Here is a 13,005-nt window from a genome sequence, read left to right as displayed (position 1 = left end):
GCCAGAGGAATGATAGGAGAGTCCAATAGTAGAAAAAATACGATGGGAACCTATATTTTTAAAGACGATACTTTTGAAAGAGTAAAACATAATATTTTCAGTACAGAAGTACAGCGATCCCTGAATAAGGGATGGAATATAAACCTGAGACTTCATGGAGCGTTAAGCGATTATTATCAGGCAAACATCACAAAACCTTCTTTTGCCACAGAAGCACAATATTACGGAAGCCTGAAAGAGATGAAGCTTACCGGAAATTATTATTTCAGTACCGACTATTTTCCTGGTAACAGGAGAGGAATGTTGCAGATACAGCAGAATATTCAGCAAAAGCTCACTAACGGATCGACAGTATATACCAATATTTCTCTCGCAAATTTTTCTCCAAGATCCTATGCATATAAAATGCAGCTTGAGTCAAAAAACATCCGTATTGATGCGGGGATGACCTTAGCAAGGTATAAAAATACCGGAATTTCTATTGGATATCAAAACCAGTATGAAACGTCTAACAGTTATACCAATTTTATTCAGGATTCAGGGTCAGAAAACAATTTGTCCATGAACGCACACCGATTGATTGAAAATCTGAGCTGGATTAGTGGTAATCAGAAACATTCTGTATTTATAGGATTGGAAAATGGATTGGTAAAATATCCTTACAGCAATAAATTTGAATTACAGTTGAAAGCCAATGCAACTTATACGTATCAGTGGCTTAATCTGAATGCGACTTATCAGTCAGGTAGCTACTTTTTGTCAGAATATGTATCAGCCATACAGCAGGCAAAAACATTTGAGCGTTTGATGGTCTCAGCTGCGGTGAATAGAAATTTTTTACAGAACAAGCTTTTTGTTAATTCAGGGCTCGGATATATAAATGACTTTTTATCCGGTGAAACACCTTCAGGTTTTTTAAACCTTAAATACAGTCCGTCACAAAAATATTTCCTTTATGTTAATTCATCCTGGTACCGTTATAAAATGACAGGAATTTCTTCTGCAATCAATGCAAATGATATTTTTACAATTGAAGCCGGAATAACAGTCAACTTCCAGACCAAACAGGTTTCTAAAGGTAAAAAGAGTCGTATACAGGCTTTGGTGTATTATGATAAAAAACACCAATAATATATATGATGAAGGCGATGAGGTAGCTTCCGATTATTTTATCACGATGAACAATACTTCATTTAAAACGGATAAGAATGGAGAATTTGTATATTCTTCAGTACCTTTCGGAATTTATAAAATAAAGCCGACGACACAGGGAGGCTGGTTTACTACAGAGAGAAAATATCAGGTAGATACTTACCATACCAATTTTGAAATACCATTACATCAAAGCGGTACCGTTTCAGGAAAAATAAAGTATGATTATGATCCTAAAAAGGTGCTTGATTTTGATCCTAAAACGGGAGGGATAGTTATAAATATTTTCCAAAACGGAGTGTTTGTTCAAAAAGCAGCAACAGATGATTTTGGAAATTTTACAACCTTTTTACAAACGGGTACTTATGAAGTAATTCTGAGTGAAAACTCTTTATTGCCAAATACATACTGTGATAAGACAACGCATAATATAACAGTTGAAGCCGGAAAGATAACAACAGTGCCTGCTTTTGTAATAGGAGTTAAAGAAAGAAAGATGAACATAAAGCGTTTTGGAAGCTGATGACATATCATGCTATGGTTTTTAGAAAAAGAAGTTCTTCAACAAACAATTAAAAGCAAAAAAAAGCGTTTCGATTAATATCTTTTATTACAGTGAAAAAACAAATGTCTTATTTTTTGAAAATTACCTGTTGCCTAATCTGTATCTATCATTACACAGCTTACAGTCAGCATACGCTGAATCCGGATATTGATTCTGTTTACGTATTCAGAGAAGAACCGTTTAATGAAGTCGTTTCAGATACAATTGTTCAACATCACTTACAAAACGATACGACATTCTATTTTAAAAAAACACCTAATTCATTGAGAATTCTTGATGCTTCACTTTATTCAATTTCCGGTCCTGTAACGAGATGGGATAAAAAGGATTGGCTGAAAGCCGGAGGAGTTGTCGCCGGAGGGGTAGCTTTATCCTTGTTGGACAAACCGGTTAAAAACTTCTTTAATAAAAATCAAACAAAATTCTCTAATAGCATAAGTGATTTTGGATATCATTACGGCAAACCCTATACCGCTGCAATTGCAGTAAGCGGTTTCTATCTTTCAGGAGTACTATTCAAGAATGAATGGGCAAGAGAAACCTCTTATGTGTTGGCGTCTTCCTATATATCCAGCGGTGTTATTCAGGCTTTTCTAAAGGCAGCTGTGGGCAGAGCAAGACCTAATACCGGACTTGATCCGTACCATTTCAGACCTTTTGATGGTAATGCCTCTTTTAGTTCTTTTCCTTCAGGGCATACACAGATTGCACTCGTTACTTCTATGGTATTGGCAAGGCGCGTAGAAAATCCCATCCTCAAAACATTGTTTTATTCGGCTGCGGGTGTGACTATGGTAAGCAGAATGTATAATAATGCCCATTGGTTTACAGATGTGGCTTTAGGCGGTGCGATTATATGGTTTTGTACAGATACCATCATAAAGAGAATGGAAGAAACCAAACACGCCAGACTCTATAAAAAAGATAAACAGATTAAATGGAATCTGCTTCCGGGTTATAACGGTTTTACGATAATCGGAACCTTTTAAAATAAAAAATGACATCTTACAGATGTCATTTTTTATTTTTAATTACTCAGTACATATCTCACATTAATGGAGGTGTATTTGTTTTCAGAATCTGCTGTTTTCTTGTATTTGATTAATCCGTCTTTACTGATTTCCAAAATCTCAATTTCACTTTTATCATACCACGTAAGTTGATATTCTAGATCAGACTTTCTCAATTCTATAGAGTTGGCTCTGCCTGAACTACTGATTACTGAGCTTCCGTAATATTGATTGTAGTATTTATATAAATCAAATGTCTGTATTTCATCATTGTCCGGAACTTCCAATCGTACATTAGGTACAATTACAAAATTATTTTTGCGAAGCTTTTCTTTTCTAAGCATATCATCATTAGATGCCTTAAGCTTGGTTTCAATCCACTCTTTATAGGTACCTTTGTAGCCTTTTTTAATTTCTTCCTTATATACTTCTTCACCGTCTTTACCTATTACAAATTCTACCCATTCTGAAAAAGTACCATAAAATCCGTTTTTCAACGCCAATTCATAAGGAGAATAGCCTGCATCTGAATTTAGTTCCTGCATCCAGTTCATAACCAGGGTAGTTGTTTTTTCCTGTTTTTCGATATCAGGATCAACGTTGGAGCCCCATAAAGAACGTAACCATTCTTTCTCATCACCTTTAAAACCTTTTTCTACAGCCATTTCGTAAGCTGTTTTTCCTCCCTTGCTGTTTACCTCTTCAATCCATTCCGTTACACTGCCCTCAAAACCTTTTTCTACAGCTTCTTCATACGCGTTTAACGGAGCCTTGTTTTCCTTTTGCGAAACTTCCTTTACTTGTTTTTTGAGGTCAGTGACAGTATCGTTAGCAATAACTGTATTCTGAATAGCAATTGCCTCGTCAGGAGCTACAGTTGTTTTTACTGTGGTTTCCACAATGTCCAGAACATCCAGCAATGGGCTGGCTTCTTCTGAAGCAACTGCTGCTTCCTCTTTTTGTGTTTTTGGTTCTTCAGCTTTCGGTGCTTCTGTTTTTACTTTTTCTTCATATTGTAGAGTAGGAGCCAAAGGGCTGTCGATCATTTTGGTGCTATAGATTAGCGATTCCGGTTTTTGTTTCCAGTTCAGATAATCTTTTTTGTTTATTTCATAAGGTTTTATTGCCTCAATAGGGTAGGTGTATACAGTGCCGAAAATATCCTGAATTTTCAATTCTGATCGGGCAGCCTTAATATTAAATAATAGGGGGGATGCAGTATCAGAGTTAAAAATGTTTTTGGCATTCATAATATAAAACCATTGATCTTCAATCCACAGATAATAGCCATTATGAATAAAGTCATTAGTTACAGACTCAGTAAAGTTATATCCGAAATCCACCTCTTTGCCTGCAAATAACTTATCGGCAGAAGTAATCTGTAATGCATGGACCTTGTAAAATTGTTCATTAGTCTGAGCTTCAGCAAAAAAGCCGCTAAAAAATAAAACAATTAATAATCTCTTAAGCATAGTTTCTTTATTACGTTTAAGCTACAAAGGTAAATAAAAGCGTAATTAATTTGCAATTAATATTTTATAAGGTATTTTTACTTTAAAATCTTAAAATAAAATGAATAAAGAACAAGGTACAATTACCGTTTTGGTAAAAGAATCGATTGCTTATATAACTTTTTATCATCCGGCAGGTAACTCGTTTCCTGGTATTTTATTAAAAGATCTTGCAGATACCATTACCAGCCTGAATAAGAATCGTGAGGTAACACTCATTGTTTTGAAAAGTGAAGGAAACAAAACGTTTTGTGCAGGAGCGTCTTTTGATGAATTACTGGCTGTTGACAATCTTGAAAAAGGTGCTGTTTTTTTTAACGGATTTGCAAATGTTATCAATGCTATGCGGACGTCTGATAAAATCATAATTGGACGTATTCAGGGCAAAGCAGTTGGCGGTGGTGTAGGTTTAGCAGCCGCTTGTGATTATGTTTTTGCAACTGAAGAAGCCTCAGTAAAATTATCTGAACTGGCTATCGGTATTGGTCCTTTTGTAATAGAACCTGCTGTTTCGAGAAAAATAGGAATTCCGGCAACTAGCGAAATGACCTTAAACGCAACAGAATGGAAAACTGCAGCATGGGCAAAAGAAAACAAATTATATAATGAAGTCTTTGGCTCAGTAGTAGAGATGGATGAAGCATTAGACCAATGGATACAGCGCCTTGCTTCTTACAATCCTGAAGCTTTGTATGAAATGAAAAAAGTATTGTGGCAGGATACAGATCACTGGGAAACACTTTTGCCGGAAAGAGCAAAAATATCCGGTAGGTTGGTTTTATCTGAATTTACGGTAAATGCTTTGAAACAGTTTAAAAATAAATAAAAATGAAATCGCTTTAAAAGCGATTTTTTTATTTTAAAACACCCTCTTGTAATAAAATTAGTAATTTTGCTAAAATTTTTAATACCATGAGTTATATCAGAATTACCAAGCAGTTTACATTTGAAACAGGACATGCACTATACGGTTATGACGGAAAATGTAGAAATGTACACGGACATAGTTATAAATTATCAGTAACTGTTATTGGTAAACCGATTACAGACACATCGAATGTTAAATACGGAATGGTCATTGATTTTTCTGATTTAAAGAAAATTGTGGTAGAAGAAATTGTGAATGTATTTGATCATGCAACGGTATTCAATAAAAATACGCCTCATGTAGAATTGGCAAAAGAGCTTGAAGAACGAGGACATCATGTGATTTTAGTTGATTACCAGCCAACAAGCGAAAATATGGTCATTGATTTTGCTGAAAAAATCAAAAACAGATTACCGGAAAACATCTCTTTATATTCGTTGCGTCTGCAGGAAACAGAAAGTTCCTATGCAGAGTGGTATCAGTCAGACAACAACTAAATGATAAAACTTTCCATCCCTTCTCATCAAAAAGTTTTCTTTGCCTCAGATCAGCATTTGGGAGCACCTACTGCGGCATTGAGTATGCCCAGAGAAAAGAAGTTCTTACAGTGGTTGCATCAGATTGAATCAGAAGCCGGAGCCTTGATATTGCTCGGAGATCTGTTTGATTTCTGGTTTGAATACAAAACAGTAGTACCAAAAGGGTTTGTGAGAATTTTGGGAAAACTGGCACAGATGCGCGACAACGGATTGCCTATTTACTTTTTTGTAGGCAACCATGATCTGTGGATGAGCGATTACTTTGAAAAGGAATTGGGAATTCCGGTTTTTTATAAACCCCAGATTTTTGAAATTAACGGCAGGGTGAAATTATTCATTGCCCATGGTGATGGATTGGGTCCCGGAGATAAAGGCTATAAACGCATGAAAAAAGTGTTTACGAATCCTTTTTCTAAATGGCTTTTTCGTTGGCTGCACCCTGATTTTGGTGTGAAGTTAGCCCAATATCTTTCAGTCAAAAACAAATTAATCTCCGGAGCTGGAGATGCTTTTCCAGTAGGAGAGACAACAGTTACTCATCAATTGGTTTTAGGCGATGAAATATTAGATACATGTACTTTTACAATAACAGTGCAAGAAACATTAGGAACTTTAGAAATTGAAAAAGAAAAATCTTTATTATATCCAAATCCTGTGATCGATTATCTGAATATTGAAAGTATTGATCAGATTACACAAATAGCGGTATATAGTTTAGAAGGAAAAATGATACGTACTTATGAGATCAATAGCAAATCTGCTCGAATTGATTTTGCTTCGTATGCAAGCGGTATCTATATCATTAAAGAGATATCCGAAAACCATCAAAACAGAATTTATAAGGTAACCAAGAAATAGACATTTTACCTTTGCATGAGATCAGGAAATAACTCTTTTGTTTCTTGATCTCTATGTTTACCATAGGAGTACATGATTGAAGACTGATGTTGATTTTATCAATCGGCCTGTACACTATTATATGCTGTTTTCTATCAAAACGGTATGGAAAGAAATTTTCTTCCAAAATCAATAATTCGTTTTATATGAAAAAAATAATCTATTTCTTCTTTTGTTTTTTCTTGTTCTATCCGATAATTGTAGACGCACATAATATTGAGAGAGAAAAAGAAAAACCTTATATATCGGACAATAAAAGAGATTTCTCTTTTTATGCTCCATTAAATGATGATTGTCCGGAAGCAGTTACCTTAACTGTGAATACCTCTCATGAATGTGTTATTTCTTTTTCTTCCAATTTTCAGGAGCAACGCCTTCAGGATTGCCTAATACTTGTGCAGGTGTGCCAAATGATGACATCTGGTTTGAATTTACTGCTTTATCATCAGTACAGGTTATTACCCTTTCAAATGTTACAGGAAATGCGCCAATAGTTTCCGGAACGCTATATTCAGGAACTTGTAATAGTTTGACACAGGTTAGCTGTTTATCATCAGCGGGTACGGGCGCAAACCGGATAGATAATCTCATCATGGGAGAAACATACCGTATAAGACTTTTTTCTATGGTGTCTCAAATAAATACGGTATCCTCTTTTGATATATGTATTACAACACTAAGCCCGCCTATCAAAGTTTCTACTGTAACTACTAATACTCAGATAAGGGAAAATCTTATCAAACATCCCGGATGTATAGAGATCTCAAATATTCAGACAAAATCAGGAAAAGATTACGATGAATATATTTTATATCCTGCAAATGCTGTTGAGGGAATAGGATTGTTTGAAAAAAATAACTCTTTGTTTCCTTTCGAGAAAGGAGTTGTGTTGTCTACGGGTAATGTTTTATCGGCCCCTGGACCAAAAACAACTCAGGACCAGTCATCAGGCAGTACTTTCTGGACAGGTGACAATGATTTGAATAATTTATTAACGGCTCAGAATATTGGCGGAGCAACTTTACACGCGTCAAGTATAGAGTTTGATTTCATTTCTTCTACAGATTATTTTAGATTGGACTACTTACTGGCATCAGATGAATATGGCAATCGCTGTGATAATTATGATCTGGTTGCTTTCTTTCTGACAGATCCAAATACCGGAGTAACGACAAATCTTGCTACTGTTCCGAACACAAATACGATTGTTTCTCCGGTAACGATTAAAGATGGTCAATACCAGCAATTTCCTATCAATTGTACTTCTCTGAATGCAGTATATTTTGGAAATTATTACAACGGAGTCAGTTTTGAATCTCAAAGTGCACCGGTTAATTTCAGAGGAACTACGATACCGATGAAGGCAACAGCTACTGTATTGCCTAATCAGATTTATCATTTAAAAATTGTCATTGCGGAACAGAAAAACAACTTTAGCGCCGGACCCGGAGGTGTTATTTATTATGATAGTTATGATACTGCTGTATTTATTGACGGTTTAAGTTCAATACCTGATGTCTTGGATCTCGGGCCTGATTATCTTATCGAATCAAATACTGCTTTATGCAACGGAGACAGCGCTGTATTGAATACCGATTTAAATCCTCAGATATATACTTTCCAATGGTATAAAAATGATCTGCTCATTTCAGGAGCCAACCAGCCTTCATTAACAGTATCAACACCCGGGATTTACAGATTAGATGCCCGTTATGGTTCTGCATGTATTATTTCTGATGAAGTAACAATAGAAATGTATCCGAGTATATATTCCGGTGCCGATATACCAACCCTCGAAACTTGTGTTTTTGGTACAACTGTAACACCTTTAGACATTACCATAAACAAACAGTTTATTGAATCACAACTCCTTATTGATGTGGATCAGACTGAACTATATTTTTATGAATCGGAAAATGATGCGATTGATGGGGTTGACCCTATTACGGATATAACCAATTATACGCCTGCTCAATTGCCACAAAATATATATGTAAGTTTGTTAAATAAAACAACCGGCTGTGTCGAACTAATTACTTTTATGATCATTAGTAAGACAACAGATTTTGTAAAAGGACCTGAAAGTATTAAACTCTGTGTGTATGATGGACTTGTGGATCGAACAGATCTGACAATTATTGAATCTGAACTTCGGGCACAAACAGAATCAGATATTCATATCTCTTATTACATATCAGAACAGCAGGCTCAAACTCAAAGTAATTCTATAGATAATCCAAAAGAGTTTTATCCAATGGCATTGCCGGTTACTATTTATGTGTTGATTATTGATGAAACTACAGGCTGTAAAACAATTACAAGTTTTCAATTAATCGAATCAGAAGTAGTGCTGCCTGTTTCTTTGGCGATGTTGTAATCTGTACACAATATATTTTACCAGCTTTACCGGAAAATCAATTTTATAGTACGGAAGAATACGGAAAAGGAACCGTTTTAAGTACAGGAAGTATTTTGAAATATGGTACACACTTATATTATATCAATTCTGTAAACAATGAGGGATGTATTGCCAGTACAGAACAAAGAGTTGAGGTGATCAATTGCTCTGTACAGAAAGGGATTTCTCCTAACGGAGATGGACTAAATGATGCTTTTGATCTGACAAATTACCATCCTTTGGAGGTAAGTATTTATAACAGATACGGTAAACAGGTATACCATCATGCTAACGGATATAACAATCAATGGACAGGACAGGATTCTGCCGGGAAATCATTACCTGATGGTACTTACTACTATCGTATAGTTACAGTAAGTGAAGAATTAACGGGTTATGTATATTTGTTACGGGAAGTAAAATAATTATAAAGCAGATCTTCATACTACTTTATTGATCTGTATCTTATATCTGTTTTAAAAAGAAAAGCCGGAGTTACACTCCGGCTTTTTTATAAATAATAATCTTGATTATTATTTAGTAGCTTTTACGCTTAATTTGATCGTGATTTCATCTTTGATTACTTTATCACCAGCAAGGTCTTTTACAACAGATCCTGAGTTAAAGTTCACACCCCATTTTGTTCTGTCGATGTTGAATGCGTCTGATACAACAGTTACATCATTATCCGTAACAGTGATTGTTGCAGGAAATTTAATTGAATGACTAACTTCTTTCAATGTTAGATTCCCTTCAACCATTTGTTTTCCGTTTTCTTCTGTTACATTAGTAATTTCAAAAGTTCCGTTTGGATATTTTTTAGTATTGAAGAAGTGGTCTGCATTCTCATCAGTAGCACCTTTTAAGTGACCTTCTAATCCTGCTTTCTCTTCAGCGTCAGTTAAATCTGTAACATTGATAGAGTTCATATCAATAACAAATTTACCATTTGTTACTTTTCCGTCTTTTACAAACACTTCACCTTCTTTAAGGTTGATTGTTCCCATGTGTTTACCACCAGATACTTTACCACCTTCCCATTCGATTTTAGAATCTGCTGCCTGTGCAGTGTATTTTACTGCTTCAGTAGATGGAGTTGTTGTTTCAACTGCATCACCAGTTTCTACAGAACTTTCTTTTTTACAAGCAGTTAAAGATAATGCTGCAATAGCAAATACAGCTAATACATTTTTTTTCATAATTATATTACATTTTTTATTTAATGCAAATTTATAACAAAAAACCAGTACATATTTCTAATTACTGTTAAAATTTAAATTTCTTAATCTATGTTAATTAAGTGACATCTTGACAGAACAGCATTAAATGGCAATGAATTTGTTATAACGTGTGTAATTATAATTATGTACTGAAAATTATGGCAACTGAAAATAATGAAAACATCCAGGATGTTAATGATAAAGAAATGGATATCAATCCGGTAGAGGCACAGGAGCAAAATACTGAGGCTGTTGAAGAAAATAGTTTTGAAGCGGAATTAGAAAAAGAAAAGGATAAATTTTTGAGACTTTTTGCTGAATTTGAAAATTTCCGAAGACGTACTGCTAAAGAAAGATTAGAGTTAATGTCTACTGCCAGTGAAGGTGTTATCACCTCTTTATTACCGGTCTTAGATGATTTTGATCGTGCGTTGGAACAAATAGAAGCCAGAGACCTGGAAACGGATCTTAAAGGTTTTTCTCTGATTTCAAGTAAGCTGCGTGACACATTGTCTTCAAAAGGTCTTATGTTAGTGGATATTGCTAAAGGAGATGTATTCAATGCTGATTTGGCTGAAGCGGTAACTCAGGTTCCTGCGGGTGATGAAATGAAAGGAAAAATAGTAGATATTATTGAAAAAGGTTACAAATTGGGTGATAAAATTATCCGTTTCCCTAAGGTAGTTATCGGACAATAATATATAAGGTACTTACTTACAACGATGAAAAAAGATTATTACGAAATATTAGGAATTGATAAAGGAGCTGATGCTGCTGCTATAAAGAAAGCTTACAGAAAAAAAGCAATCGAATTCCATCCGGATAAAAATCCAGGAAATAAAGAAGCAGAAGAAAACTTTAAGCTGGCTGCTGAGGCATATGAAATATTGAGTGATCCTGACAAAAAGGCCAAATATGATCAGTATGGTCATGCCGCATTTGATGGTGCCGGTGGTTTTGGCGGAGGTGGTTTCAATAATATGGAAGACATCTTCAGTCAGTTTGGAGACATTTTCGGTGGCGGAGGTTTTGGTGGTTTTGGCGGCTTCGGCGGTGGCGGAGGTGTTCGCAGAGTCAAAGGAACTAATTTGCGTATCAAAGTAAAACTTACCATTGAAGACATTGCCAAAGGAGTTGAGAAAAAAGTCAAAGTAAAAAGAAAGGTACAGGCTGCAGGAGTTACCTATAAAAGTTGTACTACCTGTAATGGTACGGGTCAGGTAACTAAGATTGCCAATACTATTTTAGGTAGAATGCAGACATCTTCTCCATGTCCGACATGTGGTGGTGCAGGACAGATGATTGATTCAAGACCGGCAGGCGCTGACAGTGACGGGATGGTTTTTGCAGAAGAAACCGTTTCGATCAAAATTCCGGCTGGAGTAACAGAAGGTATTCAGTTAAAAGTTTCCGGTAAAGGTAATGATGCTCCTGGTGCTAATAGCATTCCCGGAGATCTGATTGTGGTGATTGAAGAAATTGAACATGATACATTAAAAAGAGAAGGAGAAAACATCCATTTCGATTTATACATAAGTTTCTCAGAAGCTGCTTTAGGCGGTTCGAAAGAAATTGATACTGTAAATGGAAAAGTACGCATCAATCTCGAAGAAGGTATACAGTCTGGTAAAATTTTAAGATTAAAAGGAAAAGGTTTACCAAGCATAAATGGTTATGGAACGGGAGATTTTCTCATACATGTAAACGTCTGGACACCTAAAAAATTAACAAAAGAACAAAAAGAATTTTTCGAAAAAATGAAGGATGAGGAAAATTTTAAACCAAATCCACAGAAAAATGATAAATCTTTTTTTGAAAAAGTAAAAGAAATGTTTTCTTAATTAAAAAATAATTTATAATTTTGAAACACACTTATAAAACGGTGGATTTTCTTTTTCATAGCAATTTTTCCCATCCCTGTGTAAACAGGGATGGGTTTTTTTATGAAATACCGTTATTTAGCAATTAATAACAAGACATTATTATTACATTTACAAAAAATATACTTTTCATGGAAAACATTCTTGAAGTACATAATGTAACAAAGAAATACAGCGAAAAAGTAGCTTTAAACGGAGTTTCTTTAAATATAGCTAAAGGAAGTATCTTTGGTCTTTTAGGACCAAACGGCGCCGGAAAAACTTCTCTGATTCGCATCATCAATCAAATTACTTACCCGGACAGCGGACAGGTTTTGTTAGATGGAGAAAAATTATCTCCGCATCATGTAAGACACATCGGATATATGCCGGAAGAGCGCGGATTGTATAAAACCATGAAGGTAGGTGAGCAGGCTATGTACCTTGCTCAGCTGAAAGGTTTGAGCAAAGCGGAAGCAAAAAAGCAATTGCAGTATTGGTTCGATAAACTCGAAATAAGTGATTGGTGGAATAAAAAAATACAGGAATTATCAAAAGGAATGGCACAAAAAATTCAATTTGTCGTTACTGTATTACATCAACCAAAACTACTCATATTTGATGAGCCGTTTTCCGGTTTTGATCCTGTAAACGCCAATATTATCAAAGATGAAATCCTGGAGTTAAAGCAAAAAGGAAGCACTATAATCTTTTCTACCCATCGTATGGAAAGTGTGGAAGAATTATGTGATGAAATTGCATTAATTCATAAGTCCAATAAACTGCTCGATGGAAAATTACTCGATGTAAAGAGAGCTTATCGTAGCAACACCTATCAGGTTGGGATAAAAACATCACAGCCAGATCTTTTACAAGCATCATTACGTGATTTTGACTATAAACAAACGAGTTTTAAGAGTCTTGACAATGAAGTACAGCTCAATGTGTCTTTAGGAAATTTCTCTACAAATGAACTTATGCAGCGT

17 protein-coding genes are annotated in these 13,005 nt (G+C 35.2%); 13 read left to right on the top strand and 4 right to left on the bottom strand.

Annotated elements, in window-relative coordinates:
- The 3 genes from QW060_RS21550 to QW060_RS21540 form a co-directional block, all read left to right on the top strand.
- On the top strand, positions 1-1,131 hold a 1,131-nt coding region (locus QW060_RS21550; protein WP_290365114.1), incomplete at its 5' end, for a hypothetical protein.
- Entirely contained in the window at positions 1,112-1,675 is a 564-nt protein-coding gene (locus QW060_RS21545) for a hypothetical protein (protein ID WP_290365113.1), read from the top strand. The genes QW060_RS21550 and QW060_RS21545, both read left to right, overlap by 20 nt.
- Positions 1,676-1,779: 104 nt before the next feature.
- On the top strand, positions 1,780-2,706 hold the full coding sequence (locus tag QW060_RS21540) for a phosphatase PAP2 family protein (RefSeq protein WP_290364301.1): 927 nt from the start codon (positions 1,780-1,782) through the stop codon (positions 2,704-2,706).
- A gap of 38 nt (positions 2,707-2,744) precedes the next feature.
- Here the strand turns inward: QW060_RS21540 and QW060_RS21535 are convergent, their stop codons facing one another.
- On the bottom strand, positions 2,745-4,199 hold the full coding sequence (locus QW060_RS21535) for a hypothetical protein (RefSeq protein ID WP_290364300.1): 1,455 nt from the start codon (positions 4,197-4,199) through the stop codon (positions 2,745-2,747).
- 100 nt (positions 4,200-4,299) lie between these two features.
- On the opposite strand from QW060_RS21535, the gene QW060_RS21530 reads away from it, so the two are divergent.
- The 3 genes from QW060_RS21530 (at position 4,300) to QW060_RS21520 (ending at position 6,503) form a co-directional block, all read left to right on the top strand.
- Entirely contained in the window at positions 4,300-5,064 is a 765-nt protein-coding gene (locus QW060_RS21530) for an enoyl-CoA hydratase/isomerase family protein (protein WP_290364299.1), read from the top strand.
- An 86-nt stretch (positions 5,065-5,150) separates the two neighbouring features.
- Positions 5,151-5,603, top strand: a complete 453-nt coding sequence (locus tag QW060_RS21525) for a 6-pyruvoyl trahydropterin synthase family protein (protein WP_290364298.1) — start codon at positions 5,151-5,153, stop codon at positions 5,601-5,603.
- The gene (locus QW060_RS21520) at positions 5,604-6,503 is read left to right on the top strand and encodes a T9SS type A sorting domain-containing protein (protein ID WP_290365112.1); all 900 of its coding nucleotides are present in this window, start codon (positions 5,604-5,606) and stop codon (positions 6,501-6,503) included. It begins immediately after the preceding gene.
- Here QW060_RS21520 and QW060_RS21515 read toward each other — a convergent pair.
- Complete coding sequence (locus tag QW060_RS21515; protein ID WP_290363913.1) at positions 6,448-6,675, bottom strand: hypothetical protein; 228 nt, start codon at positions 6,673-6,675, stop codon at positions 6,448-6,450. The genes QW060_RS21520 and QW060_RS21515 overlap by 56 nt on opposite strands.
- Positions 6,676-6,688: 13 nt before the next feature.
- On the opposite strand from QW060_RS21515, the gene QW060_RS21510 reads away from it, so the two are divergent.
- Together QW060_RS21510 and QW060_RS21505 are read left to right on the top strand one after the other, a co-directional pair.
- Entirely contained in the window at positions 6,689-7,036 is a 348-nt protein-coding gene (locus tag QW060_RS21510; RefSeq protein ID WP_290365111.1) for a hypothetical protein, read from the top strand.
- A complete protein-coding gene (locus tag QW060_RS21505) occupies positions 6,946-8,919 on the top strand; it encodes a choice-of-anchor L domain-containing protein (protein WP_450091479.1) in 1,974 nt (657 codons plus the stop codon). The genes QW060_RS21510 and QW060_RS21505 overlap by 91 nt, the downstream gene beginning before the upstream one ends.
- Here QW060_RS21505 and QW060_RS21500 read toward each other — a convergent pair.
- The gene (locus QW060_RS21500) at positions 8,881-9,030 is read right to left on the bottom strand and encodes a hypothetical protein (protein WP_290365110.1); all 150 of its coding nucleotides are present in this window, start codon (positions 9,028-9,030) and stop codon (positions 8,881-8,883) included. The genes QW060_RS21505 and QW060_RS21500 overlap by 39 nt on opposite strands.
- On the opposite strand from QW060_RS21500, the gene QW060_RS21495 reads away from it, so the two are divergent.
- Positions 9,015-9,365: a T9SS type B sorting domain-containing protein gene (locus QW060_RS21495; RefSeq protein ID WP_290365109.1), complete on the top strand. Its 351-nt coding sequence runs from the start codon at positions 9,015-9,017 to the stop codon at positions 9,363-9,365. The two genes, QW060_RS21500 and QW060_RS21495, sit on opposite strands and share 16 nt — an antisense overlap.
- A gap of 108 nt (positions 9,366-9,473) precedes the next feature.
- On the opposite strand, the gene QW060_RS21490 is transcribed toward QW060_RS21495, so the two are convergent.
- Positions 9,474-9,986, bottom strand: a complete 513-nt coding sequence (locus tag QW060_RS21490; RefSeq protein WP_290364762.1) for a YceI family protein — start codon at positions 9,984-9,986, stop codon at positions 9,474-9,476.
- Here QW060_RS21490 and QW060_RS21485 point away from each other — a divergent pair.
- The 4 genes from QW060_RS21485 to QW060_RS21470 form a co-directional block, all read left to right on the top strand.
- Positions 9,946-10,176, top strand: coding sequence for a hypothetical protein (locus QW060_RS21485; protein WP_290364803.1), 231 nt, complete (start codon positions 9,946-9,948; stop codon positions 10,174-10,176). The genes QW060_RS21490 and QW060_RS21485 overlap by 41 nt on opposite strands.
- A 142-nt stretch (positions 10,177-10,318) precedes the next feature.
- On the top strand, positions 10,319-10,858 hold the full coding sequence (locus tag QW060_RS21480; protein ID WP_290364761.1) for a nucleotide exchange factor GrpE: 540 nt from the start codon (positions 10,319-10,321) through the stop codon (positions 10,856-10,858).
- A 24-nt stretch (positions 10,859-10,882) separates the two neighbouring features.
- Positions 10,883-12,001, top strand: a complete 1,119-nt coding sequence (dnaJ, locus tag QW060_RS21475) for a molecular chaperone DnaJ (RefSeq protein WP_290363911.1) — start codon at positions 10,883-10,885, stop codon at positions 11,999-12,001.
- A gap of 170 nt (positions 12,002-12,171) precedes the next feature.
- Positions 12,172-13,005, top strand: an 834-nt coding sequence (locus tag QW060_RS21470; RefSeq protein WP_290365108.1) for an ABC transporter ATP-binding protein, incomplete at its 3' end; no start/stop codon positions are given.

Source organism: Paenimyroides ceti, from assembly GCF_030409925.1.
This window is presented reverse-complemented; position numbering and strand designations above follow the sequence as displayed.